This is a genomic window from Actinopolyspora lacussalsi subsp. righensis, assembly GCF_900116555.1.
In the GTDB taxonomy this organism is placed as follows: Bacteria; Actinomycetota; Actinomycetes; order Mycobacteriales; family Pseudonocardiaceae; genus Actinopolyspora; species Actinopolyspora lacussalsi.
In genome coordinates this window covers 30,792-53,973 of sequence record NZ_FPAT01000015.1, presented here as the reverse complement: position 1 = coordinate 53,973, position 23,182 = coordinate 30,792, and the positions used below count along the sequence as shown (strand labels likewise).

Genomic DNA, 23,182 nt, shown 5'->3' with positions numbered 1-23,182 from the left:
GTCGGGTTCGCCTTCGTAGCGCGCAAAAACACGACGACCAGTCAACCAGGAACGAGACGTTACGGCAAGGAAATCCCCGGGGGGCTCGCAAGATCTCACACTGTCGTGCGACACCGACTCACGTCGCGGCGAGAGCTCTCGCCGCGCGAACCGGAACAGGGCGCCACTACCGCCGCAGCGCGGCGAGGACGTCGGCCACGAGATCGGCGGGATCCTCACAACCGGCCGAGAACCGCACGAAACCCTCCGGAACGGGATCGCCCCACTGGGCACGCCGGTCCACGGTGCTGTGCACCCCACCGAAACTGGTCGCTCCGGAAACGAGGTGACTGCGGTTGACGAACCGTTCCACCGCCTCGGCGTCCCGCAGTTCGAAGCGCAGCACACCGCCCCAACGGCGCATCTGTCGACTCGCCACTTCGTGCGCGGGGTCGCTCGGCATGCCGGGCCAGCGAACTCCCGTGACGTCCGCGTGCCCGGACAACGCCTCGGCGAGCACCGCCGCGTTCTCGGCCTGCCGGGCGAGACGCAGGTCGAGCGTCGCCATGCTGCGGTGCGCCAGCCAGGTCTCGAACGGTGCCGGGATCGCACCGGAGAGGGTGCGTACCCGGCCGAGGCGTCGCGCGAGCTCCTCGTCACGCACACTGACGTGGCCGAGCAACAGGTCGCTGTGCCCGCACAGGGCCTTCGTGTCACTGGCGACCACCGCGTCGGCGCCGAGTTCCAGCGGTCGCTGGCCCAGCGGCGTGGCGGTCGTGTTGTCCACGGCCAGCAGCGCGCCGGCGGCGTGGGCACGCTCGGCAAGTGCCGCGATGTCGCAGACGTCGAGACCGGGATTGGAGGGAGTCTCCAGCAACACCAGACGGGCGTCGTCGAAAACGTCGTCCGGGAAGGGGCCCGCGGTCGGAACCTCCCTGACCCGCAGATGCAGCTCGGCGAGTTCGTTCCGCACGAACTCCCTGGTGGCGTAGTAGCCGTCGGTGGGCAGCACCAGCACGTCACCGGCGTGCAGCACGGCCCGCAGCAGAGTGCCGATGGCCGCCATCCCGGAGGGCAGCAGCAGGCACGTTCCGCCGTCGAGATCCCCGACGGCGGTTTCCAGCGCCCGCCAGGTGGGATTCCCACCCCGACCGTAGAAATCGGTGTCACCGAGACGATCGGAGCCACCCAGGTGGTACGGGGCCGCGAACACCGGACCGGGCATGAACGACTCCCCGGCGGCCGGTTCGGTCTCTCCACCGTGTACGCAGCGCGTCCCGTCCCCGTACAACGGGTTCTCCTTCCTGTGCGACGTCTCGATCGCTATTCCGGTTTGCGGTCCCGTCCCAGCAGCTCGGCCGCGGCGGGTACCGGGTCCAACCCTTCGTGGCACACCCGGTGGACCACTTCGGCTATCGGCATCTCCACGCCGTTGGCGGCAGCGAGTTCGCACAGCGACCGGCAGGACTTGACGCCCTCCGCGACCTGCCCGTGCGCGGCACGCTGCGCCTCGGCGACGGAATCACCGCGCCCCAGCCGCTCCCCGAACGTGCGGTTGCGGGACAGCGGCGAAACACAGGTGGCCACCAGATCACCCATTCCGGCCAGCCCGGCGAAGGTCATGGGCTCGGCGCCCAGCGCTGTTCCCAACCGGGTCGTCTCGGCGATGCCCCTGGTGATGAGAGTGGACATGGTGTTGGAGCCGTACCCCAGGCCGGAGGCCACCCCGCAGGCGAGCGCGATCACGTTCTTGCAGGCACCGGCCACCTCCACACCGACGATATCGGTGTTGGTGTAGGGCCGGAAGTACCCCGTCGAACAGGCGCGCTGCAGCGCGACGGCGCGCTCGTGGTCCGGACAGGCGACCACTGTGGCGGTGGGCTGCTCGTCGGCGATCTCCTTGGCGAGGTTGGGACCGGAAACGACGGCCACCCGAGCGGCGGGCACATCGGCCACCTCGGCTATCACCTGGCTCATCCGTTTCAGGGTGCTCAACTCGACCCCCTTGGCCAGACTGACCAGCGTGGCCCCCGCCGGGAGGAGGGGTTGCCATCCGGTCAGGTTCTCCCGCAGGGTCTGACTCGGAACCGCGAGCACCACCGCGTCGGCCCCGTGCAGCGCCACCGCGGCGTCGTCGGTGGCACGCAGCCCGTCGGGAAGCGGGGTGCGCGGGAGGTACTCGGTGTTGACGCGGTCACGCTCGATCGCCTCGGCCACGTGGCTCCTGCGGGCCCACAACCGCACCTCGGTGCCCGCGTCGGCGAGCACCTTGGCGAACGCGGTTCCCCAGGAACCGGCCCCCAGCACTGCCACGCGCCGCAAGGCACCGCCCTCCGGCCCGGGAACCGCGGTCTCAGACATGGTCGTCGTTCCGCTCCGCACGCCTCGAACCGGAGTAGAACGAGGACGGTGCGGGTTCCTCCCTGATCTCGGCCAGCTGATCGCGCACCCGACGCATGAGCAGCTCGGTGACCTCACGCAACACCCTGGTGTCGGCTTCCCGCTCGCGGTACTCGGACAGGTCCGCGGGGGCGCCGAACCGCATCGTGACCCGTTTGCGCGGGAAGGGGCGAAAACGTTTGTGGTACCCGTCGAGGATTTCCCTGGTGCCCCATCTCGCCACCGGAATCACCGGGACGTCGTGCTCCAGGGCGAGCCTGGCCACTCCCACCTTGGGGGTCATGGGCCAGCCCTCGGGATCCTTGGTGATGGTGCCGTCGGGGTAGATCAGCACCACCTTGCCCTGTTCCAGAGCCCGGTGCGCGTCCCGAAGGCTCTGCTGGGCGTTCACACTGCCGCGATACACCGGGATCTGCTCGACGCCACGCAACACACCGCGCAGCACCGGATAGTTCCAGAGTGTGTGCTTGGCCAGGAAGCGGGGAAGCCTGCCCGCCCGATGCACCGACACCGCGTCGTAGATCGGATCGAGATGTGAGATGTGGTTGAGCACCAACAGCGCGCCGCCCCGCGCGGGGACGTGCTCCAACCCGATCAGCCTGGTCCGCGCCAGCAAAGCCTTGAGCGGATAGAACACGACGATGGCGATCGCCAACCAGATTCTGCCGACCACACCGTTTCCACGCTCTTTGGTGGCGCCGCGGGAACGTCGCAAACTCCTCGGCTCGGCCACGCCAACTCCTTCCGTTTGAGCGGCTGCCAACATACCCGTTGGGGTGGGCACCGCCGATTGACCGGTCGCTGGATCCCTCCCCGCGAGGCGCAGAATGGCGGGGTGACCGTGGGAGTCCAACTGCTCGTACCGATCAAACCACTGCACCTGGCCAAGACCCGGTTGCGTACCGAGCGAACCCTTCCCGAGGAGCACGCCGAGCTCGTGACCGCACTCGCGATGGACACCGTCCTGGCGGCGGCAACGGCCGAACGAGTACGGGAAGTGCTCGTGGTCACCTCGGACCCGGCGCTGACGCACCGGTTCCGGGAGCTCGGGGTCGAGGTGCTGCCCGATTCACCGCGGGCCGGGCTCAACGCGGCACTGCGCCACGGTGATCACCTCCTCGGCGAGCGGGGCACGAAGGTCCGGATCGGCGCGCTGCAGGCCGACCTCCCCGCGTTGCGCGGCACCGAGCTGGACGGTGCGATCGCGGAGGCGGGCTCGGAACGCTCCTACTGCGCGGACCGCCAGGGCACCGGGACCACGCTGTTGCTCGCGTCCGCCGGCGAAGCGCTACGTCCCGGCTTCGGCACGGACTCGGCAGCGGCTCACCACGAGAGCGGCGCGAAGGCGCTCCTCGGCTCGTGGGCCTCACTGCGCTGCGACGTGGACACCGAAACCGACCTGCGTGCGGCGGAGGAGCTGGGGCTCGGCTCCCACACCCGGAAACTGCCGCGAGGAAACGAATCGAGACCAAGTCGTTCCGAAATCGGCTGTTCGGGAATGATGTAGCACCACCGAAACCACTGCCGTTCGGGTGAGCCCACACCCCGGCCGGCTTGTGTAACCTCCGTCACCATCCGATCGGATGAGCGTATCCCCCACCTCATGCGTGACAATAGTGGTGTGAGTACGGACGGCGACGATCGGCTTTCCGAATCGATGCGAGGGAACAGCCACGAGACGGCTCCCGAGAAGGTGGCTCGGAACGCGCCCGAAGCCATCACGCCCGAGGCCGAAACGGCGCCGGACGAAACGGCCACGCGTGGCGGCGAATCGGACGGCGCGCGCGTACCGGCTGCTCCTCCCGCCGTCACCAGGGCCGTGGCCAGCACGGACCTGCCGGAGAACCGGTACCTCAATCGCGAGCTGTCCTGGTTGGATTTCAACGCTCGGGTACTGGCCGTGGCCGAGGACCGGTCCCAACCGCCGCTGGAACGGGTGAAGTTCCTGGGCATCTTCGCCTCGAACCTGGACGAGTTCTACATGGTGCGCGTGGCGGGGCTGAAACGGCGCGAGGAAACGGGGCTCTCGGTACGCAGCGCCGACGGCCTATCGCCGCACGAACAGCTGACCCGTATCTCGGCACGGAACCAGGACCTGGTGGAACGGCTCGACCGCGTCTTCCTCGACGAGCTGCTGCCGGAGCTGGAGGCCAACGGCATCCGCATCCTGAGCTGGGCGCGGCTCGAGAAGCGGGACCGGGAGAACCTGACTCGCTACTTCGAGGACCACGTCTTCCCGGTCCTGACTCCGCTCGCCGTCGACCCGGCGCACCCGTTCCCCTACATCTCCGGGCTGTCGCTGAACCTCGCGGTGATGGTCACCGACACCGAGGCGGGGATCAAGCGGTTCGCCAGGGTCAAGGTGCCCGACAACGTGGCGCGGTTGATCCGGGTGGAGGACGAGCGGGACCAGCTGCAGAGCACGTTCATCCCGCTCGAAGAGCTCATAGCCGCGCATCTGGACAAACTCTTCCCCGGCATGGAGGTCACCGAGCACCACATTTTTCGCGTGACCCGCAACGCGGACCTGGAGGTCGAGGAGGACCGCGACGAGGACCTGCTGCAGGCAATGGAGCGTGAGCTGGCCCGCAGGCGGTTCGGCCCGCCCGTACGGCTGGAAATAGCCGACACGATGAGCCGGACAATGCTCGACCTGCTGTTGCGCGAGCTGGACGTGGACCCGCACGACGTCGTGGAGGTGCGTGGCCTGCTGGATCTGTCCTGCATGTTCCAGCTGGGCAAACTACAACGCCCGGACCTGAAGGGGTCGCCGGTCGTACCCGCCACTCATCCGGCCTTCGCGGAGGGCAACACGTCCAAGAGCATCTTCGCGACGTTACGCGAGGGCGACGTGCTGTTACACCATCCCTACCACGCGTTCTCCACGTCGGTGCAGCGCTTCATAGAGCAGGCGGCCGTGGACCCGCAGGTGCTCGCGATCAAACAGACGTTGTACCGGACCTCGGGTGACTCGCCGATCGTCAACTCGCTGATCGACGCGGCCGAGGCGGGCAAGCAGGTGGTGGCGCTGGTCGAGCTCAAGGCGCGGTTCGACGAGCAGGCCAACATCCAGTGGGCACGTGCTCTGGAACGCTCCGGGGTGCACGTGGTCTACGGCCTGGTGGGGTTGAAAACCCACTGCAAAACGGCACTCGTGGTGCGTCAGGAGGGGGCGACGCTGCGGCGTTACTGCCACCTGGGAACCGGCAACTACAATCCGAAAACCGCTCGAACATATGAGGATCTGGGCCTGCTCACCGCCGACGACGACATCGGCGCCGATCTGACCGATCTGTTCAACGTGCTCACCGGATACGCGCGGCACGACACTTATCGCAGGATTCTGGTCTCACCTCAGGGCATCCGAACCGGGATAGTCGAACGAATCGAGGGTGAAATAGCACTGGCGCGAACGGGAAAACCGGCAGGTATCCGGATGAAGGTCAATTCGCTGGTCGACGAACAGATCATCGATGCCCTCTACCGGGCATCGCTCGCCGGAGTTCCCGTTCGGATCGTGGTACGCGGTATTTGTGCCTTGCAGGCGGGAGTCGACGGACTGAGCGAGAACATCGAGGTCCGCTCGATTCTCGGCAGGTTCCTGGAACATTCCAGGGTGTTTCATTTCCAGGGCGCGGACGAGCACTGGATCGGAAGTGCCGACATGATGCACCGGAATCTGGATCGGCGGATCGAGGCGCAGGTGCAGGTGACCGATCCCAGGCTGACCTCGGAACTGGACTCGCTGCTGGATTCGGCACTTCACCCGCAGACGCGTTGCTGGGTGCTCAACTCGAAGGGTGATTGGGAAGCATCACCGCGGCAGGACCAACAGGTGCGGGACCACCAGACGGAGATGCTGCGCCTGCACGGCGCTAAGGTATGAGCCGAGATGTCCGACACCGAACCCGCTTCCGAGATCGATTCACCCGCGACGTCGAAATCCGCGACGATTCACGGCGATCCCGCCGGTCAACGGCCCACGGTAATGGCTGCCGGGGCCGTGCTGTGGCGGCCGGGTTCGACCGAGGACACGGAGATCGCCGTGGTGCACCGCCCGCGCTACGGGGACTGGTCGCTTCCCAAGGGCAAGCTCGACCCCGGTGAGACTATCCCGCAAGCAGCCGCGCGGGAGGTCACCGAGGAGACGGGGGTGAACTGCGTACTGTCCCGTCACCTGCGCAGGATCTGCTACGAGGTTCCCCACGGGCGGGACGGCCGTGCCTCCAAGTCCGTGGACTACTTCGCCGCGCGTGCGCTTCCCGGGGAATTCGTCGCCAACGAGGAGGTCGACGAACTGCGTTGGGTTCCCGCCGCACGGGCCCACGAGTGGTTGACCTACGCCGACGACCACCACGTGGTGGACTCGTTCCTGAGCCTGCCCACCACGATGAGCACCGTACTGCTGGTACGGCACGCCGAGGCGGGCAAGCGCACGGAATTCCACGGTGACGACAACCTGCGACCGCTCAGCGAAGCAGGATGGCGGCAACGGAATCAGCTGCACAGCCTGCTGTCGCTGTTCGGCCCCGAACGTGTCCACTCCGCGCCGAGGCTGCGCTGCGAGCAGACGGTGGATTCCGTCGCCGGGAGTCTACGGACGAACATCGAATCCGAGCCCGCGCTTTCCGAGGAGGCGTATCGAGCCGATCCGGAAGCCGGGAGGCGACGACTGCTGCGCATCGCCGCCGAGCCGGGAACCGCGGTGGTGTGCAGCCAGGGCGGTGTCATTCCGGATCTGGTGGGCTCACTGGCTCGCTCGGACGGGCTGCCGCTCGGTGAGGTCAACAGCCGTAAGGCCAGTGTCTGGGTTCTCTCCTTCCTCACCACGACGCATTCCGGTGACGGGCATTCCGATGACGGGTCGCGTCCGGCACCGCTGTTGGCAGCCGCCGACTACTTCCCCGCTCCAACGCCGGAAAACGCGTGAAAGGTACGGCCACCGGCGTCACTTCCCGCTGTTACGTCCGGAAGTGGACTTCTTGGTCGATGTCGTGGAGGTCTTGGCCTGTTGAGTCCTGCCGGTGCCGGACTTGGAGCTCGTCGTCCTGGCGGCACCCGTCGACTTCGTGGTCCCCGACTTGGCGGTGCCGGTGGACTTCGCCGAGGCGGTCCCGGTCGAAGGTTTCGTAGTGCCCGACTTGGCGGTGCCCGCCTTGGTCGTGCCCGCCTTGGTCGTGCTCGCCTTCGCCGCCGTCCCGCTCTTGGCAGTGCCCGACTTGGCCGCCGCCCCGCTCTTGGCCGCCGTCCCGGTCTTCGCGGTGCCGGTCTTCGCGGTGCTGGCCTTCGCGGTGCCGGTCTTCGCGGTGCTGGCCTTCGCGGTGCTGGCCCTGGTGGCGGTGGCAGCGCTCGTCCGGCTCGTCGCCGTCTTCGCGCGGGTTCCACCCGCGGCACCACTCTTGGTCGTCGTCGAACGAGCGGTGGTGGACTTGGAGCTCGTCGTCCTGGCGGCACCCGTCGACTTCGTGCTCCCCGACTTGGCGGTACCCGCCTTCGTCGCCGTTCCGGTCTTGGCGGTCGTTCCGGTCTTGGCGGTCGTTCCGGTCTTGGTTGCCGTTCCGGTCTTGGTTGCCGTTCCCGTCTTGGCGGCGCCGGTCTTGGCGGTACCCGTCTTCGCCGTGGAGGCACGGCTGCTCGTCCCACTCGTGGTGGCAGCTGTGGTGCGGGATCCCGTCCTACCGCCACGGGTCGTAGTTCCGGTACGGCTGGCACCGGAAGTGCTCGTGGTGGTGGTACGACTCGCCGTACCGGTCTTGGCCGCCGCCGCGCGGGGAAGTTTTCGTTGGCCGCCCACTACTTCCTTGAACTGTGTACCGGCCCGGAAAGCGGGCACGTTGGTCTTGCGGACCTTCACCGCCTCACCGGTACGCGGATTGCGGGCGGTGCGGGCGGCACGAGCTCGTTTCTCGAAAACGCCGAAACCGGTGATATTCACCTTCTCGCCTTTGTTGACGTTGCGGACGATGAGATCCACGACGTTGTCCACTGCCTGACTCGCGGTTTGTTTGTCACCGAGGCGTTCGGCCAATGCCTCGATTAGTTGCGCCTTGTTCACGTCAGTCCCTCCCAGGACAACTACGGCCCGTCCGGGCCGACTCAGGGGCCACGGTAAATCTCCGCGGGAGTGGATGCCATTCGCCACGCCCGCTTTTCGCGTGGTGGCGCGCCATTGGCAGCCGGAGAAAACCGATGTGGCCCCGGCAGGGCTTTGTAGCCCGGTTTTCCGTGGGGAACGACGGACGGAAACCACAACCCGCTCCCGGCCGCGGTGAACCGACGTCGAGCGGGCTTCCGGACCGCGTAGCGGTGAGTCCCGGGAGGGGAACGATGCGGGAACACGACGCGGGGAATGCGCCGGGTCGGCGCCCCGCGGGCCTGGGCGCATCGAGCACCGATTCCCGGATGTGCCTCGTGGCCTCGCGGTGCGTCCGAACCGCGTCCTCGGGGACGAGTCCGCCCGTCACCCGGATCCGAACGGCCGAGTTACGACGGAACTCGAACGGACAACCTCAAACGGTGGGAGCGGGCTGCGTGTTGGGCAGAAAGCCCGGCCTGGTTCGTTCGAAGGCGTCGATGCTGTCCTCCGAACGCATCGTCAGGCCGATGTCGTCGAAGCCCTCCAGCAGTCGCCAGCGCGTGTACTCGTCGACCTCGAAACCGATGGTGAGTTCCTTGGCGCTCACGGTGCGGGCCTCGAGGTCCACCGTGACCTCGGTTCCGGGCTCGGACTCGAGCAGCTTCCAGAGCAGTTCCACATCGGACTGCTCGCACCGCGCGGCGAGAAGTCCCTGCTTCCCCGCGTTACCTCGGAAGATGTCGGCGAACCGGGAGGAGATGACGACCCGGAAACCGTAGTCCTTCAGCGCCCAGACGGCGTGTTCCCTGGAGGAACCGGTCCCGAAATCGGGACCGGCCACCAGCACGCTCCCCCGGTTGAACGGTTCGGCGTTGAGGATGAAGTCCTCGTCGGCACGCCAGGCCGCGAACAGGGCGTCCTCGAAACCTGTTCGCGCCACACGCTTGAGGTAGACGGCGGGGATGATCTGGTCGGTGTCTACGTTGGACCGCCGAAGTGGCACTCCGATGCCGGTGTGCGTGGTGAACGGCTCCATGAGGTACTCCGTATCTCGGGTTGGTTGGGTGGCTGCCCGACTGGTCCGGACTTCCGCGAACCTGCCGGGCCGAGCGCACCGGTGTCGCGACGCGGCTCGGTTACAGGTCCTCCGGCGAGGAGAGCGTGCCGCGCACCGCCGTCGCCGCCGCGACGACGGGCGAGACCAGATGGGTGCGCCCGCCCTTGCCCTGTCTGCCTTCGAAGTTGCGGTTGGAGGTCGAGGCCGAGCGTTCCCCGGGGGTGAGCTGATCGGGGTTCATCCCCAAGCACATCGAGCACCCCGCCTGGCGCCATTCGGCACCCGCCGCCTCGAACACCTCGTGCAGCCCCTCCTCCTCGGCCTGCTCGCGTACTCGCATGGACCCCGGAACGACCAGCATCCGCACGTCGTCGGCGACCCTGCGATCGCGTAGTACCCCCGCGGCGCTGCGCAGGTCCTCGATCCGCCCGTTGGTGCAGGAGCCGAGGAACACGGTGTCCACCGCGACGTCGCGGAGCGGAGTACCGGCGCGCAGCCCCATGTACTCCAGCGCCTTCTCGGTGGCGGCCCTGCTCTCCTCGTCGGCGATCGACTCCGGATCGGGAACCCGCTCCCCGAGCGGCAGCCCCTGCCCGGGATTGGTTCCCCATGTCACGAACGGCGTGAGTGAGTCCGCGTCGATCGTCACCTCGGCGTCGTAGACCGCGTCGGAGTCCGTGCGCAACGATTTCCAGTGCTCCACGGCGGCGTCCCAGTCCGCTCCGGCGGGCGCGTGCGAACGTCCCCTGAGGTACTCGAAGGTGGTCTCGTCGGGGGCGATCATGCCGGCCCTGGCGCCGGCTTCGATGGACATGTTGCACATGGTCATGCGTGCTTCCATCGTCATGGACTCCACCGCCGAACCGCGGTACTCCAGCACGTAGCCCTGACCACCACCGGTTCCGATCTTGGAGATGACGGCGAGGATGACGTCCTTGCTCGTGACTCCCGGACGCAGCGTCCCCTCGATGTTGATCGCCATGGTGCGGAAGGGGCGCAGCGGCAGTGTCTGCGTGGCCAGTACGTGCTCGACCTCGGAAGTACCGATGCCGAACGCGAGCGCGCCGAAGGCGCCGTGGGTCGAGGTGTGGCTGTCGCCGCACACCACGGTGGTTCCGGGCTGGGTCAGCCCCAACTGCGGCCCGACCACGTGGACGATCCCCTGCTCGGCGTCGCCCATCGGGTGGAGCCGCACCCCGAAGTCGGCACAGTTCTTGCGCAGTGTCTCGACCTGTGTGCGCGACACCGGATCGGCGATCGGCAACTCCACGCCCTCGGTGGGCACGTTGTGGTCCTCTGTCGCCAGCGTCAGATCCGGACGGCGTACGGCACGGTCGGCCAGTCGCAGCCCCTCGAAAGCCTGCGGACTGGTCACCTCATGCACGAGATGGAGGTCGATGTAGAGCAGATCCGGTTCATCGCCCTCACCGCGACGTACCAGATGCTCGTTCCAAACCTTCTCGGCGAGCGTGCTACCCATCGCTCCTCCCCATCGAAGCCGTGGGATCCGAGTGGTACGGCTCCCACGTTGTGGACTTCCCAGATAACGAGACGTTAGTATCGCCCCGTGGGAGAGCATAGCGGTATCGGAGTTCTGGACAAAGCGGTGGCCGTGCTACAGGCCGCCGCCGAGGATCCGTGCGGGCTGGCGGAGCTGTGCGAGCGTACGGGATTGCCCAGGGCAACGGCACACAGACTCGCGGTCGGCTTGGAAACGCACCGGATGCTGCGACGCGGCTCGGACGGACGCTGGCGTTCCGGTCCGGCGCTGGGAGAGCTGGCGGGTGGCGCGGTGGATCCTCTGCTGGAGGCGGCGGCCGCGGTGCTGCCCAAACTTCGCGACATCACCGGCGAGAGCGTGCAGCTCTATCGCCGCGACGGGATGCAACGTACCTGCGTGGCCACCGCGGAACCGCCCAGCGGACTACGTGACACGGTCCCGGTCAACACCGCGCTGCCGATGACGGCCGGATCCGGCGCCAAGGTGCTGGCCGCGTGGTCCGATCCCGCCACCCAGCGAGCCGTGCTGGCAGAGGCCGTCTTCGGGGAACGCACTCTGATGGAGGTGCGCCGCCGGGGATGGGCGCAGAGTGTCGCCGAGCGGGAATCCGGAGTGGCCAGCGTCTCGGCACCGGTGCGGGACTCGGCGGGCACCGTGGTGGCCGCCATCTCGGTATCCGGACCGATCGATCGGATGGGACGCCGCCCCGGAAGTCGTTGGGCCGCCGATCTGCTCGCGGCTGCCGACGGGCTGCAGAACAGACTCTGACACCGGGCGAATACGTGGGCGAGGGCGGTACGGTCCCGATGAGCGCGGGAAGCCGTACCGCCCGGGCCCTTCCGCACCGGACACGAGACGATTCGGCGCTCGTCGGAGTCGGTAAGACCGCGTGAATACGAATAAAGCCGGTGTGCTCGCACACCGGCTTCGTATCTCTCGTGTAGTCCCGATGGGATTCGAACCCACGTTACCGCCTTGAGAGGGCGGCGTCCTAGACCACTAGACGACGGGACCGCGTAAGCTATCGAACGCTTTCGAGCGGACCATAACCCACGAACATGCCGATTGATAACCCGATGAGACACGAAACACGGCCTCCAAGGGGCGCACAACGCTGTCGACACCAGCGTCGGCCACAACCGGTCACCACCGGAAAGCGGGAACTCTCCGGTTATCGTAGTCCCGATGGGATTCGAACCCACGTTACCGCCTTGAGAGGGCGGCGTCCTAGGCCACTAGACGACGGGACCATACGAGAAGCATCGAACGCTTCCTCAGCTGGGGTACCAGGATTCGAACCTAGACTAACTGAACCAGAATCAGTCGTGCTGCCGATTACACCATACCCCACCGGCACCGATGAACATCGTATCATTCGGCGGTTTTCTCTTTTCCGCTTCGATGACCTCTGTTCATCGCGTTGATGAATATACTAGACCATGCCCGTGAACGGCTTCGCACCACCCCCCTGTTCGAGGCGATTCAGCAGGTGAGCGGGCCTTCCACCGAAGCTGTCGGGCCGTTGCCCCGATTCCGCCCCGACGGGGACCGAACAGCCGCCGGAAACTCCCGCACCACGTTCGTGGGGCTCCCCGCGCCGATGCTGTTGGAATCCCACGCGAGGAGGACGGCCCGCGACGAAGCACCACGGGGATTCCACCCGGGGAACGGCCCCGTCGAAGCGAACGAGCCCGCTCCGAAAGGTTCCATTCCCCGAACGGACAGCATCGATCAGGCAGAGCCGGCCATGCTCGCTTGGCAGGCGGGCAGTTCGTCGTCCGCGCCGCGGAAGGGAAGATCACACACCAGAACTTCGGGCAACTCGTACAGACTCGTGATCACCGACACCCCGTCGGCGGGAACCACCGCACTCGTCGAACCGCCGCTGTCCCGGTCCAGCCAGATGCCGTGCATACCCGCGCAAGCGGCCCCGTTGGCGTCGATCTCCAGGTTGTTGCCGACATGAGCCACTTCCGCGGGCGAGAGCCCCAACGCGTCGCAGGCAGCCGCGAAGATTCCGGAGGACGGCTTGGCCACACCGCACTCGCCCGATATCACCGTCGCGTCGAAGGTCGCGGCCAACCCGGTGACGGCGAGCTTGTGTCGCTGGTACCCACCCGGGGCGTTGGTTATGGCCGCGACGCGCAGTCCGCTGGCGCGCAGCCATTCCAGGCAGCCGGTGGCGTCCTCGAAGAGTTCCCAGGAATCGCGCAACGCCACCATTCGCCGGTGCTCCCTGGCCAGCACCTCGTCCTCGCTGAGCCGTTCACCGAAGGCGGCGAAGAAGTCACGGGTGCGGCTACGACACATCGTCTCGAAATCGATCTCACCCGCCATCATGCGCGCGTTGTACTCGTCGGTTATCCGCCGCCACACCGGCCATGCCGCATCGTTGCCGGTCAATGACGCGAAAGCCCGTCGAGCCGAGCCCCGACTGTCCAGCAGGGTGTCGTCGATATCCAGGCAGACCGCTCTGATGCCGCGAGGCCGTTCCGAGGCGGATACTTCAAGTGCGGATTTCACTCCGTGAGGCTAGGACTCCACCCGGAGTGGCCGACTCGTCCAACATGGTGATACTTACATCACTGACACGGTTTAGCTCGCCGCGTGCAACAGCACATGAACACACGTGCCGTGCCGGCCGCCCGACTTCCGTCGTGGCGACCGACACGGCCGTGGTGCTCACTCCTCAGGTGCGTTCCGCAGCGCCGTGCGCAACCGATCGAGGCAGGACCGCCTGTCGAGCAGTTCCATCGACTCGAACAACGGCGGTGAGACCGTACGCCCCGTGATGGCCACACGGACCGGCGTGAACGCCTTCCGGGGCTTGATGCCCAGCCCTTCGACGATCGCCTGTTTCAGGGCGTTCTCGATGTCGGCGGCGCGCCACTCGGGCAACGGCTCGAGAACTTCCAGGGCGGCCGAAAGCACCGGCCGCGCGTCACTGCCCAACGCCTTGGTCGCGGCCGCCGGTTCCGGCTCGAAGTCCTCACCCGCGAACAGGAAGCCCATCATCCCGACCGCGTCCGACAGCACGGTCAATCGCTCCTGCACCAGTGGGGCGGCCGCTCGCACCGTCTCCAGCTGCCGCTCGCTCGGATCGGCGGGCAGTACATCACCGGCGACCAGGTACGGCACGACCCTGTCGACGAAATCGTCGAGCTCCAACGCGCGCAGGTGAGCGGCGTTGATGGCATCGGCCTTCTTCTGGTCGAACCGCGCCGGATTGGCACTGACCCGGCGAATGTCGAACGCACTGACCATCTCGTCGAGGTCGAACACGTCGCGGTCGTCGGAGATGGACCAGCCGAGCAACGCCAGGTAGTTGAGCAGCCCCTCGGGAAGGAAGCCACGCTCGCGATGGTGGAAGACATCGGACTGCGGGTCCCGTTTGGAGAGCTTCTTGTTTCCCTCCCCCATCACGAACGGCAGATGTCCGAACTCGGGCGTGAAGTCCGTCGTGCCGATCCGCCGCAGCGCCTCGTAGAGCGCGATCTGGCGCGGCGTGGAGGACAGCAGGTCCTCACCGCGCAGTACGTGAGTGATCCCCATGAGGGCGTCGTCGACGGGATTCGTCAGCGGGTACAGCGCGTCCCCGTTGCCACGCACCAGGACGGGGTCGGGCACGCTGCCCGCGGGGAAGGTGACTTCGCCGCGAATCAGATCGGTGAATCCGATGTCGCGGTCCGGCATCCGCAACCGCAGGACCGGACTGCGTCCCTCGGCGCGCAGCTCCGACTTGCGCTGCTCGGTCAACTCGCGGTCGGCGTTGTCGTACCCCAGTTTGGGGTCCCGGCCGGCGTCTCGGTGGCGCTGTTCGACTTCCTGCGGCGTGGAGAAGGACTCGTAGAGTTCACCGGCCTCCAGCAGTCTGGCGGCCACGTCCGCGTAGATCTCACGCCGTTGGCTCTGCCGGTAGGGACCGTACTCACCTCCCACGTCCGGCCCTTCGTCCCAGTCGAGGCGCAACCAGCGAAGAGCCTCCAGCAGTGCCTGGTAGGACTCCTCGCTGTCCCTGCTCGCGTCGGTGTCCTCGATGCGGAACAGCAACGACCCGTTGTTGTGCCGGGCGAACGCCCAGTTGAACAGCGCGGTGCGGATCAGTCCGACGTGTGGCGTGCCGGTGGGTGAGGGGCAGAACCTGGCTCGTACCGGACGGTCGGACTCGGCGGTGGTGACATCTGACGTGCTCATGACTGATTCAGCTTATCCCGCGCGCCGCCCCTCTTGACCGGCGCGTCCCTTCGGCGCATGCTGGCGTTATTCAACGTTTGTTGAATTCTTCTGCGGCGGTACTCCTCGGCTCGCGAGGTGCCCGTTCCGACCGCCGGAGCGGGAACTCGTTCGGCGCGGCCCGCGCCGAGTGGCCACCCACGCGAGCGACAGGGCGGCCGAGCCGAAGAGTTCCTAGTCGGGAGGGATCGCGATGAAGCGGACCACCTGCTGCGTCGTCGGTGGCGGCCCCGCGGGGATGGTGCTGGGGCTGTTACTCGCCCGCTCCGGGGTAGCCGTGACGGTGCTGGAAAAGCACGCGGACTTCCTGCGGGACTTCCGCGGTGACACGGTGCACCCGACGACGTTGGCGCTGCTGGACGAGCTCGGCCTCGCCGAGCGGTTCGCCGAACTGCCGCAGCGAAGGGTCAGCACGGTGATGTTGCCGGTCGGGCCGGACGGCGAGTTCTACACGCTGGGTGATTTCGGTCGGCTACCGATCAAGTACAACTACATCGCCATGGTGCCGCAGTGGGACCTGCTCAATCTGCTGGCGGCGGAAGCGGCGAAGGAGCCGAACTTCGAGCTGCGCATGAACACCGAGGTGACCGGACTGGTGCGGGAGCACGGCCGGGTGACGGGGGTCGACTACCGCACCGCCGACGGGGAGCACGGCCGACTCCGGGCCACCATCACGGTGGCCTGTGACGGCAGGGACTCCCTGGTCCGGCGTGAACTGGCCGACCAGCTCCGGGTCCGGGACTTTCCGGCCCCGATGGACGTGCAGTGGTTCCGGATTCCACGGCGGGAGGAGGATCCCGCCGGAGCCGTGGGCAACATCGGGAACGGCGCGTTCACCGTGCTGCTGGACCGGGGGGACTACTTCCAGGTCGCCTCGGTCATAGCCAAGGGCTCCGACGCCGCCGAGCGCGCCAACGACATCGAGAGGTTCAACGAATCGCTGCGGGCACGACTCGGCTGGCTCGACGACGGACGGGAACTCGTCCGGAGCTGGGAGGAGGTGAAGCCGCTGCACGTCACCCTGGACCGGCTGCGCCGCTGGCACGTTCCGGGACTGCTGTGCATCGGGGACGCGGCGCACGCGATGTCACCGGTCGGCGGGATCGGTATCAACCTGGCGGTGCAGGACGCGGTGGCCGCCGCTCGTCACCTCGCGAAACCGCTGCGGCGTGGTGGACCGCGGCGCAGGCACGTCGCGGCGGTCCAACGCACCCGCTGGCCCACGACCGCGCTCATCCAGGGACTGCAACGCACCATCCACGCCAACGTGGTCGAGCCCGCGCTGCGAGGGGAAATCGACTTCGGTCGACGCGCCGGACTGCCCTGGTTGCTCAAGCTGCTGCCGAGACTTCCCTGGCTGCGCGTCGTTCCGCCGTACATCCTCGCCTACGGGGCCCGGCGGGAGCGCCCGCCGAAGGAGGCGCTCCGCTGATTCCCGGAGAAGCTCGTTTCACCCGCGGTTCGGTCGGCTCGCGGGTGAAACGAGCGCACTGCCGGTGGCGCCGTGACCGGGCCCGAAACGCGCGGATCGCGCCGCGACTCGACAGCGGGAGTCAGGCCTGCTGCACCGGGTTGGTGAGTGTGCCGAGGCCGTCGATGGAGACCGAGACCTTCTGTCCGGCCCGCATCGGTCCCACCCCGGACGGGGTTCCGGTCAGGATCACGTCACCGGGCAACAGGGTCATGACCCGGGAGACGAACGAGATCAGCCCGGCCACATCGTGCGTCAACAGCGAGGTGCGGGACTCCTGGCACAACTCGCGGTCGAGTTCGGTGCGCAACCCCAGGTCGGAGGGATCAACGGTGGTGTCGATCCACGGCCCCAGCGGACAGAAGGTGTCGTAGCCCTTCGCCCTGGTCCACTGGCCGTCGGCCCGTTGCTGATCCCTGGCCGTGACGTCGTTGGCGATCGTGTATCCGAGCACCACGTCGGTTCCCCTGGCCTCGGGCACGTCCTTGCAGGGCTGGCCGATCACCGCGGCCAGCTCGCCCTCGTAGTCGACCCGTTCGGAGTTCGGCGGCATCTTGATCGGGGCGCTCGGGCCGATCACTGATGTCGAAGGCTTCATGAACAGCACCGGATTCTCCGGTACCTCTCCACCCATCTCCCGCGCGTGCTCGGCGTAGTTCTTACCCACGCAGATCACCTTGGTCGGCAGGATGGGCGCCAACAGCCGCACGTCGGCCATCGGCCACTTACGGCCGGTGAACGTCGGCTCCCCGAACGGATGCTGGTCGATCTCGACGGCGAGCACCTTCTCACCGGGGGATTTGGGGTCCGGCTCCAATGCCACGAACGAGACCCCTTCGGGCTGAGCAACACGTGCCAGGCGCAAACGAAACCTCCGTCATCAACTGTCCGCCGAACAGCTTACGTGCGGGGGGACCACGCCCCAGTTCCTGGTCACCTCGTGTTGGAGGTGCCGACCTCCGCCGTCTCACCCCGGTGGATCGCCTTGTGGGCGAACGCGTCGCACAGCGCGTACCAGCTCGCTTCCACGATGTTGCCGTGCACACCAACGGTGCTCCACTCGCGGTGTTCGTCCCGCGACTCGACGAGCACCCTGGTGACGGCATCGGTCCCGGAGGCGTCGGTGAGAATCCGCACCTTGTAGTCCACCAGTTCGACCTCGTCCAACCACGGCAGCCGAGGTACCAGTGCCTTGCGCAGTGCGGCGTCCAGCGCGTTGACGGGACCGTTCCCCTCGGCGGTGGCGATGACGCGTTCCCGCAACACGTGCAACTTGACCGTCGCCTCCGAGACCACCTGGCCGTCGGGACGGTGGTCGAGCGATACCCGGTAGGACTCCAGTTCGAAGGGAGCGCCGAACGACACGTCTTCCGAGGCGTCGACGTCCGCTTCCGCCGCGGTGCCGTCGGCCAGTTCCATCTCACGACGCAGCATCAGTTCCAACGAGGCGTCGGCCCCTTCGAAGGACCATCCCCGTGCTTCCAGTTCCTTGACCCGCCGCACGGCACCGGTGATGGCGTCCGGAGCCGCACTCAGGTCCAGTCCCAGTTCGGCTGCCTTGAGCTCCAAGCTGGCGCGGCCGGACATCTCGGTGACGAGCACGCGCATTCCGTTGCCGACGCGCTCGGGGTCTATGTGGTTGTACAGTTCGGGGTCCACTTTGATCGCGCTGGCGTGCAGCCCGGCCTTGTGGGCGAAGGTGGAGCCTCCCACGTACGCCTGGTGCGTGTCCGGCGCGATGTTGGCGATCTCGGCGAGCGCGTGCGATACCCGGCTGAGCTCGGACAGGTTTCCCTCGGGCAGCACGGGCAGTCCCAGTTTCGTCTCCAGATTGCCGATGACGGGGAACAGGTCGGCGTTGCCTGCCCGCTCTCCGTAACCGTTGGCGGTGCACTGCACGTGCGTAACCCCCGCCTGCACCGCGGCGAGCGTGTTGGCGACGGCGCAACCGGTGTCGTCCTGGCAGTGGATCCCCAACCGGAAACCGGTACGACGGCCGATCTCCTCCACCGTTTCGGCCAGCGCTGTCGGCAGCTGCCCACCGTTGGTGTCGCACAGGCACACCAGATCGGCCCCCGCGTGCACGGCCGCGTCGAGCATCCGCAGGGCGGTGTCCGGATCGTGGGCGTAACCGTCGAAGAAGTGCTCGGCATCCAGGAACACGCGTCTGCCGTGCTCGGTGAGGTACCGGACCGTGTCGGCGATCATGGCACCGTTCTCGGCCACGTCGGTACGCAACGCGCGTTCGATGTGCCTGCTGTCGGACTTGGCGACCAGCGTGACCGCGGGAGCTCCCGATTCGAGCAACGCGGCTACCTGGTCGTCCTGCTGCACGGGAACCCCGGGGCGGCGTGTGGAGCCGAACGCGGTGAGCACGGCGTGCCGAAGGTCGAGCTCGCCGGCGGTGGCCCGGCGAAAGAACTCGGTGTCCTTCGGCAACGCACCGGGCCAACCGCCTTCGATGAAGCCCACGCCGAGACTGTCCAGGATGCGGGCGACCGCGAGCTTGTCGGCCACCGAGTAGGAGATGCCTTCGCGCTGCGCGCCGTCGCGAAGCGTCGTGTCGTAGACGTGAAACGTGTCCGCCTGTGGGGTCCCTGCCGGGCTGGTGCGGGTCACTGTCCCTCCAGAAGGGCGGTGATGATCGGGCCGGTCGTGGCTGGAACGGCCCGTTGTGGCTGTCGTGGACACAAAAAAGACCCCCCGCGAATGCGAGAGGTCTGCGCGCCGGGTTCGCGGAGTCGAGTCACCCGGCGCGCTTGCCAATAATGCCCGTCGTGTACTGGAGCATGCCGCAATGCTCGCACATCGCGGACACACTCCAAGCAGTGGGCCTTTCTTCCCACGATGCGGACAATCGGGGTATCCGTGCCACGACCCGTCAGCGGCGCGGCCGATCCGGCCGGACGTGGCGGGGAATCACGCCTGCTGCACGACTTCCCGCGCCGAAACCAGCGCGGCGAGCCGATCACCGATGGCGTGCGTGGCCCCCGGCGCGGAGTGATCGCGCGTGGCCAGATCGAAGGCGACCGAGGCCTGCACCCTCCTCGCCGCCTCCGCGTAACCGACGTGGTCGAGCAGCAGCGCGACGGACAACACCGCCGCGGTGGGGTCCGCGATGGCCTGACCGGCGATGTCGGGCGCACTGCCGTGCACCGGTTCGAACATGCTCGGATTGCGCCGTGTGGCGTCGATGTTCCCGCTGGCGGCCCTGCCGATACCACCGGTCACCGCACCGGCCAGATCGGTGATGATGTCGCCGAAGAGGTTGTCGGTGACGATCACGTCGAACCGGGCGGGATCCTGCACCAGATGGATCGTGGTGGCGTCGACGTGCTCGTAGTTCACCGTGACGTCCGGGTACTGCAACGACAGCTCCTCGACCACCCGGGACCACAGTGATCCGGCGTGACTGAGCACGTTGGTCTTGTGCACCAGGGTCAGATGCTTGCGCGGACGCGCCGCGGCCCTCGCGAACGCGTCGCGGACCACACGCTCCACGCCGAAGGCCGTGTTGAGGCTCACCTCGGTCGCCACTTCCTGTGGCGTGTCCTTTCGGAGCAGCCCCCCGTTGCCCGCGTAGGGGCCTTCGGTGCCTTCCCGGACGACGACCATGTCGACCTCACCGGGATCGGCGATCGGACTCTGCACTCCCGGATAAAGCCGCGCCGGACGCAGATTCACGTGGTGGTCGAGTTCGAAACGCAGCCGCAACAGCAATCCGCGTTCCAGAATCCCGCTCGGCACCGACGGATCACCCACCGCACCGAGCAGAATCCCGTCGTGCTCGCGCAACTCACCCAACACGGATTCCGGAAGTAGCTCCCCGGTGTTGTGCCAGCGAGCGGCGCCCAGATCGTACCGAGTGATCTCGGTTTCGGGGACCACTTCCCCGAGCACCTTCAGCGCCTCGGCCACCACTTCCGGCCCGATCCCGTCACCTGGGATCACAGCGAGCCGCATGCACACCTCCCGAGTCCTACCCCCGATTTGGGGCTGAAACGTTGTGCCGCAGGCTACCGTGCTTCGATGTCGCTCAGGCACGCCGGACCCCAATACTGGACGTCACCTCCCGAACAGTGGGACACCCGATCGGGTGATTGTCACCCGCGCAGGGGGTGTTCGGAGGTCGAAAGCGTGCCGCTGACCAGCCGGTACAACCTTCGGGCACCGTGCCGAGAACTCGTTCCGGGCTGCTGTCCGCGCCCCGGAGAACGAGAAACGGGGGCCGCCGCGTGCAGCGGCGACCCCCGAAGGATCCAGCGGAAGGGCCCACCGGTCACACGAGGTGATCCGGTACGGAACCCGGGTGATACGCGGCCCGAACGGGACCGCTGAACCGGCTCACTCGAAACTGACGGTACGCACGGTCTTGGCTCCGACGGCGGCACCGATCGGCTCGAGCACGCCCGCGTCGACCGGACGGTCCACGCGCAGCAGCATGATCGCGTCCGAACCGTCCGAGGTCTGGCTGATCTGCGCGGCCTCGATGTTCGTCCCGACCTCGCCGAGCAGCGTCCCGACCTTGCCCATGACACCGGGCCGGTCCGGGTACTCCAGCAGCAGGACGCTGCCCTCGGCGCGCAGGTCGAAGTGCCTGCCGTTGACCTCGACGAGCTTCTCCACCTGGTTCGGACCGTCCAGGGCACCCGAGACGACACCCGTACGACCGTCGGACAGCACGGCGCGCACCGAGACCACGCTGCGGTGGCTCGCGCTCTCCGGAGCGGTCTTGACGTCGATGTCCACCCCGAGGTCCTCGGCGAGTTGCGGAGCGTTGACGAAGGTGACCTGGCTCTCCACCGCGCCGGAGAAGACACCGCGCAGCGCGGCCAGCGGCAGCACGGAGACGTCCTCGTCGGCGAGCTCGCCCCTGGCCTCGACCGTGACGGAGGTCGGCGTGCTGCCGAGCACCGCGGCCAGCAACGAGCCCAGCTTCTGGGTCAGCGGCAGGTAGGGACGGACCTCCTCACCGACGGCACCGCCCTGCACGTTGACCGCGTCGGGAACGAAGTCACCGCGCAGCGCCTGCAGCGTGGAATGGGCCACGTCGGTACCGGCACGGTCCTGGGCCTCGGCGGTGGAAGCACCCAGGTGCGGGGTCGCGACCACGTTGGACAGCTCGAACAGCGGGCTGGAGGTCGTGGGCTCGGTGCTGTAGACGTCGATACCCGCACCACCGAGGTGTCCACTGCGCAGGGACTCGGCGAGCGCGTCCTCGTCGATGAGCCCACCGCGCGAGGCGTTGACGATGATCGCGCCCTGCTTGGTCTTCTTGAGTTCCTCCGCACCGATGAGGCCGAGCGTCTCGGCGGTCTTCGGCAGGTGGATCGACATGGCGTCGGCGCGCTGCAGCAACTCCTCGAGGCTGACGAGCTCGATCCCGAGCTGGGCGGCACGCGCGGCCGAGACGTAGGGATCGTAGGCGATCAGCTTGGCGCCGAAGGCCTCCAGCCGCTGCGCGACGAGCTGGCCGATCTTGCCGAGACCGATGACACCGACGGTCTTGTCGTTGATCTCCACGCCGCTGAGCGCACTGCGCTTCCACTCACCGGCACGCAGGCTGGCATCGGCCACGGCCACGTTGCGGGATACCGCCAGCAGCAACGCGATCGCGTGCTCGGCGGCCGAGACGATGTTGGAGGTGGGGGCGTTGACGACCATGATGCCGCGTTCGGTGGCGGCGGGAACCTCGACGTTGTCCAGTCCCACTCCCGCACGGGCGACGACCTTCAGCCGCGTGCTGGCCGAGTAGACCTCGGCATCGACTTTCGTCGCCGAACGGACCAGCAGCGCGTCGGCGTCGGCAACGGCTTCGAGCAGTGCCGGGCGGTCGGTGCCGTCGACGTGACGGATCTCGACCTCGTCTCCGAATGCTTCCAGCACCGAAGGGGCCAGCTTCTCGGCGATCAGGACGACAGGACGGCTTGCGTTGGTCACGGGCGCGCTCCAGTAACAGAGATCAGGGTCGAAGCAAGGCACGCCATTGTGCCGGGCTGGTGCAGCAGTTTAACGCTGATATGAGAATCCGTTCACACAAGTGTTGGACGTATCACCGTAACGCTACGGCATCCCAACACGACCGTGTAGCGGAAACAACACCGAAACAGCCGCACACGGGCTCCGTGGACGGTTCGGGACCCCACCGCCTCGCGGCGGAGCGGGTCGACGGCTCACGGTTCGTCGAACTCGCCGTCCTTGGCACCCGCCACGAAGGCGTCCCACTCCTCCGGGGTGAACACCAGCACGGGCCCCTCCGGATCGGCTCCGTTGCGCATGCCGATGTAGCCGTCCACGAAGGCGATCTCCACGCCCGGTTCGTCATCGTCGTCGGTACTGGTGATCCACTCGGCGTTGGTGAAGTCGAGCTCGTCCCTGATGTGGGCTTTGTCGTCGACCGGTTGCGTTTCCTCACTCACGGTGTGGATATTAGCGCGCCGCGCGAGCCCCCCGTGACGCCCGGGA

The 23,182-nt window shown here is 67.3% G+C and carries 18 protein-coding genes and 3 tRNA genes; 5 read left to right on the top strand and 16 right to left on the bottom strand.

Annotated elements, in window-relative coordinates:
• Positions 1-166: 166 nt before the first annotated feature.
• From BM394_RS20840 to BM394_RS20830, 3 genes are read right to left on the bottom strand one after another with little or no spacing between them, the layout of a single operon-like run.
• Entirely contained in the window at positions 167-1,270 is a 1,104-nt protein-coding gene (locus BM394_RS20840; protein WP_245780350.1) for a cystathionine gamma-lyase, read from the bottom strand.
• A gap of 32 nt (positions 1,271-1,302) precedes the next feature.
• Positions 1,303-2,340, bottom strand: coding sequence for an NAD(P)H-dependent glycerol-3-phosphate dehydrogenase (locus tag BM394_RS20835; RefSeq protein ID WP_092981243.1), 1,038 nt, complete (start codon positions 2,338-2,340; stop codon positions 1,303-1,305).
• The gene (locus tag BM394_RS20830; RefSeq protein ID WP_092981241.1) at positions 2,333-3,112 is read right to left on the bottom strand and encodes a lysophospholipid acyltransferase family protein; all 780 of its coding nucleotides are present in this window, start codon (positions 3,110-3,112) and stop codon (positions 2,333-2,335) included. The genes BM394_RS20835 and BM394_RS20830 overlap by 8 nt, the downstream gene beginning before the upstream one ends.
• 102 nt (positions 3,113-3,214) lie before the next feature.
• Here BM394_RS20830 and cofC point away from each other — a divergent pair, with 102 nt between their 5' ends.
• The 3 genes from cofC to BM394_RS20815 all read left to right on the top strand — a co-directional run bounded on the left by cofC (position 3,215) and on the right by BM394_RS20815 (position 7,309).
• Entirely contained in the window at positions 3,215-3,886 is a 672-nt protein-coding gene (cofC, locus tag BM394_RS20825; protein WP_092981240.1) for a 2-phospho-L-lactate guanylyltransferase, read from the top strand.
• Positions 3,887-3,982: 96 nt separating this feature from the next.
• The gene (locus BM394_RS20820) at positions 3,983-6,265 is read left to right on the top strand and encodes an RNA degradosome polyphosphate kinase (RefSeq protein ID WP_425427679.1); all 2,283 of its coding nucleotides are present in this window, start codon (positions 3,983-3,985) and stop codon (positions 6,263-6,265) included.
• Between the two features lie 102 nt (positions 6,266-6,367).
• Positions 6,368-7,309 (top strand): NUDIX hydrolase, encoded by a 942-nt coding sequence (locus BM394_RS20815; protein ID WP_342752774.1) that lies wholly within the window; start codon positions 6,368-6,370, stop codon positions 7,307-7,309.
• 18 nt (positions 7,310-7,327) lie between these two features.
• Here the strand turns inward: BM394_RS20815 and BM394_RS23565 are convergent, their stop codons facing one another.
• The 3 genes from BM394_RS23565 to leuC all read right to left on the bottom strand — a co-directional run bounded on the left by BM394_RS23565 (position 7,328) and on the right by leuC (position 10,992).
• A complete protein-coding gene (locus tag BM394_RS23565; RefSeq protein ID WP_092981236.1) occupies positions 7,328-8,434 on the bottom strand; it encodes an HU family DNA-binding protein in 1,107 nt (368 codons plus the stop codon).
• A 454-nt stretch (positions 8,435-8,888) separates the two neighbouring features.
• Positions 8,889-9,491 carry a 3-isopropylmalate dehydratase small subunit gene (gene leuD, locus BM394_RS20805; protein WP_092981234.1) on the bottom strand — a complete coding sequence of 201 codons (603 nt, stop codon included), beginning with the start codon at positions 9,489-9,491 and terminating at the stop codon, positions 8,889-8,891.
• 100 nt (positions 9,492-9,591) lie between these two features.
• On the bottom strand, positions 9,592-10,992 hold the full coding sequence (leuC, locus tag BM394_RS20800) for a 3-isopropylmalate dehydratase large subunit (protein WP_092981233.1): 1,401 nt from the start codon (positions 10,990-10,992) through the stop codon (positions 9,592-9,594).
• Positions 10,993-11,079: 87 nt separating this feature from the next.
• Here leuC and BM394_RS20795 point away from each other — a divergent pair, with 87 nt between their 5' ends.
• Positions 11,080-11,781, top strand: coding sequence for an IclR family transcriptional regulator (locus BM394_RS20795; RefSeq protein WP_165400580.1), 702 nt, complete (start codon positions 11,080-11,082; stop codon positions 11,779-11,781).
• Between the two features lie 173 nt (positions 11,782-11,954).
• Here BM394_RS20795 and BM394_RS20790 read toward each other — a convergent pair.
• The 5 genes from BM394_RS20790 to gltX all read right to left on the bottom strand — a co-directional run bounded on the left by BM394_RS20790 (position 11,955) and on the right by gltX (position 15,207).
• A tRNA-Glu gene (locus tag BM394_RS20790) sits at positions 11,955-12,027 on the bottom strand.
• Between the two features lie 163 nt (positions 12,028-12,190).
• Positions 12,191-12,263: transfer RNA gene (locus BM394_RS20785), tRNA-Glu, on the bottom strand.
• Positions 12,264-12,291: 28 nt separating this feature from the next.
• Positions 12,292-12,363: transfer RNA gene (locus BM394_RS20780), tRNA-Gln, on the bottom strand.
• 381 nt (positions 12,364-12,744) lie between these two features.
• Positions 12,745-13,536, bottom strand: a complete 792-nt coding sequence (locus tag BM394_RS20775) for an HAD family hydrolase (RefSeq protein ID WP_175530198.1) — start codon at positions 13,534-13,536, stop codon at positions 12,745-12,747.
• 159 nt (positions 13,537-13,695) lie between these two features.
• Entirely contained in the window at positions 13,696-15,207 is a 1,512-nt protein-coding gene (gene gltX, locus BM394_RS20770) for a glutamate--tRNA ligase (RefSeq protein WP_092981229.1), read from the bottom strand.
• A gap of 232 nt (positions 15,208-15,439) precedes the next feature.
• On the opposite strand from gltX, the gene BM394_RS20765 reads away from it, so the two are divergent.
• Complete coding sequence (locus BM394_RS20765; protein WP_092981224.1) at positions 15,440-16,678, top strand: FAD-dependent oxidoreductase; 1,239 nt, start codon at positions 15,440-15,442, stop codon at positions 16,676-16,678.
• Between the two features lie 121 nt (positions 16,679-16,799).
• On the opposite strand, the gene BM394_RS20760 is transcribed toward BM394_RS20765, so the two are convergent.
• The 5 genes from BM394_RS20760 to BM394_RS20740 all read right to left on the bottom strand — a co-directional run bounded on the left by BM394_RS20760 (position 16,800) and on the right by BM394_RS20740 (position 23,136).
• On the bottom strand, positions 16,800-17,582 hold the full coding sequence (locus BM394_RS20760; protein WP_092928960.1) for a fumarylacetoacetate hydrolase family protein: 783 nt from the start codon (positions 17,580-17,582) through the stop codon (positions 16,800-16,802).
• 68 nt (positions 17,583-17,650) lie between these two features.
• Positions 17,651-19,336, bottom strand: a complete 1,686-nt coding sequence (cimA, locus tag BM394_RS20755) for a citramalate synthase (protein WP_092981222.1) — start codon at positions 19,334-19,336, stop codon at positions 17,651-17,653.
• A gap of 300 nt (positions 19,337-19,636) precedes the next feature.
• On the bottom strand, positions 19,637-20,680 hold the full coding sequence (locus BM394_RS20750) for a 3-isopropylmalate dehydrogenase (protein WP_092981220.1): 1,044 nt from the start codon (positions 20,678-20,680) through the stop codon (positions 19,637-19,639).
• Between the two features lie 381 nt (positions 20,681-21,061).
• Positions 21,062-22,657 (bottom strand): phosphoglycerate dehydrogenase, encoded by a 1,596-nt coding sequence (serA, locus tag BM394_RS20745; RefSeq protein ID WP_092928954.1) that lies wholly within the window; start codon positions 22,655-22,657, stop codon positions 21,062-21,064.
• 233 nt (positions 22,658-22,890) lie between these two features.
• Positions 22,891-23,136 (bottom strand): DUF397 domain-containing protein, encoded by a 246-nt coding sequence (locus tag BM394_RS20740; protein WP_092632193.1) that lies wholly within the window; start codon positions 23,134-23,136, stop codon positions 22,891-22,893.
• Positions 23,137-23,182: the final 46 nt, after the last annotated feature.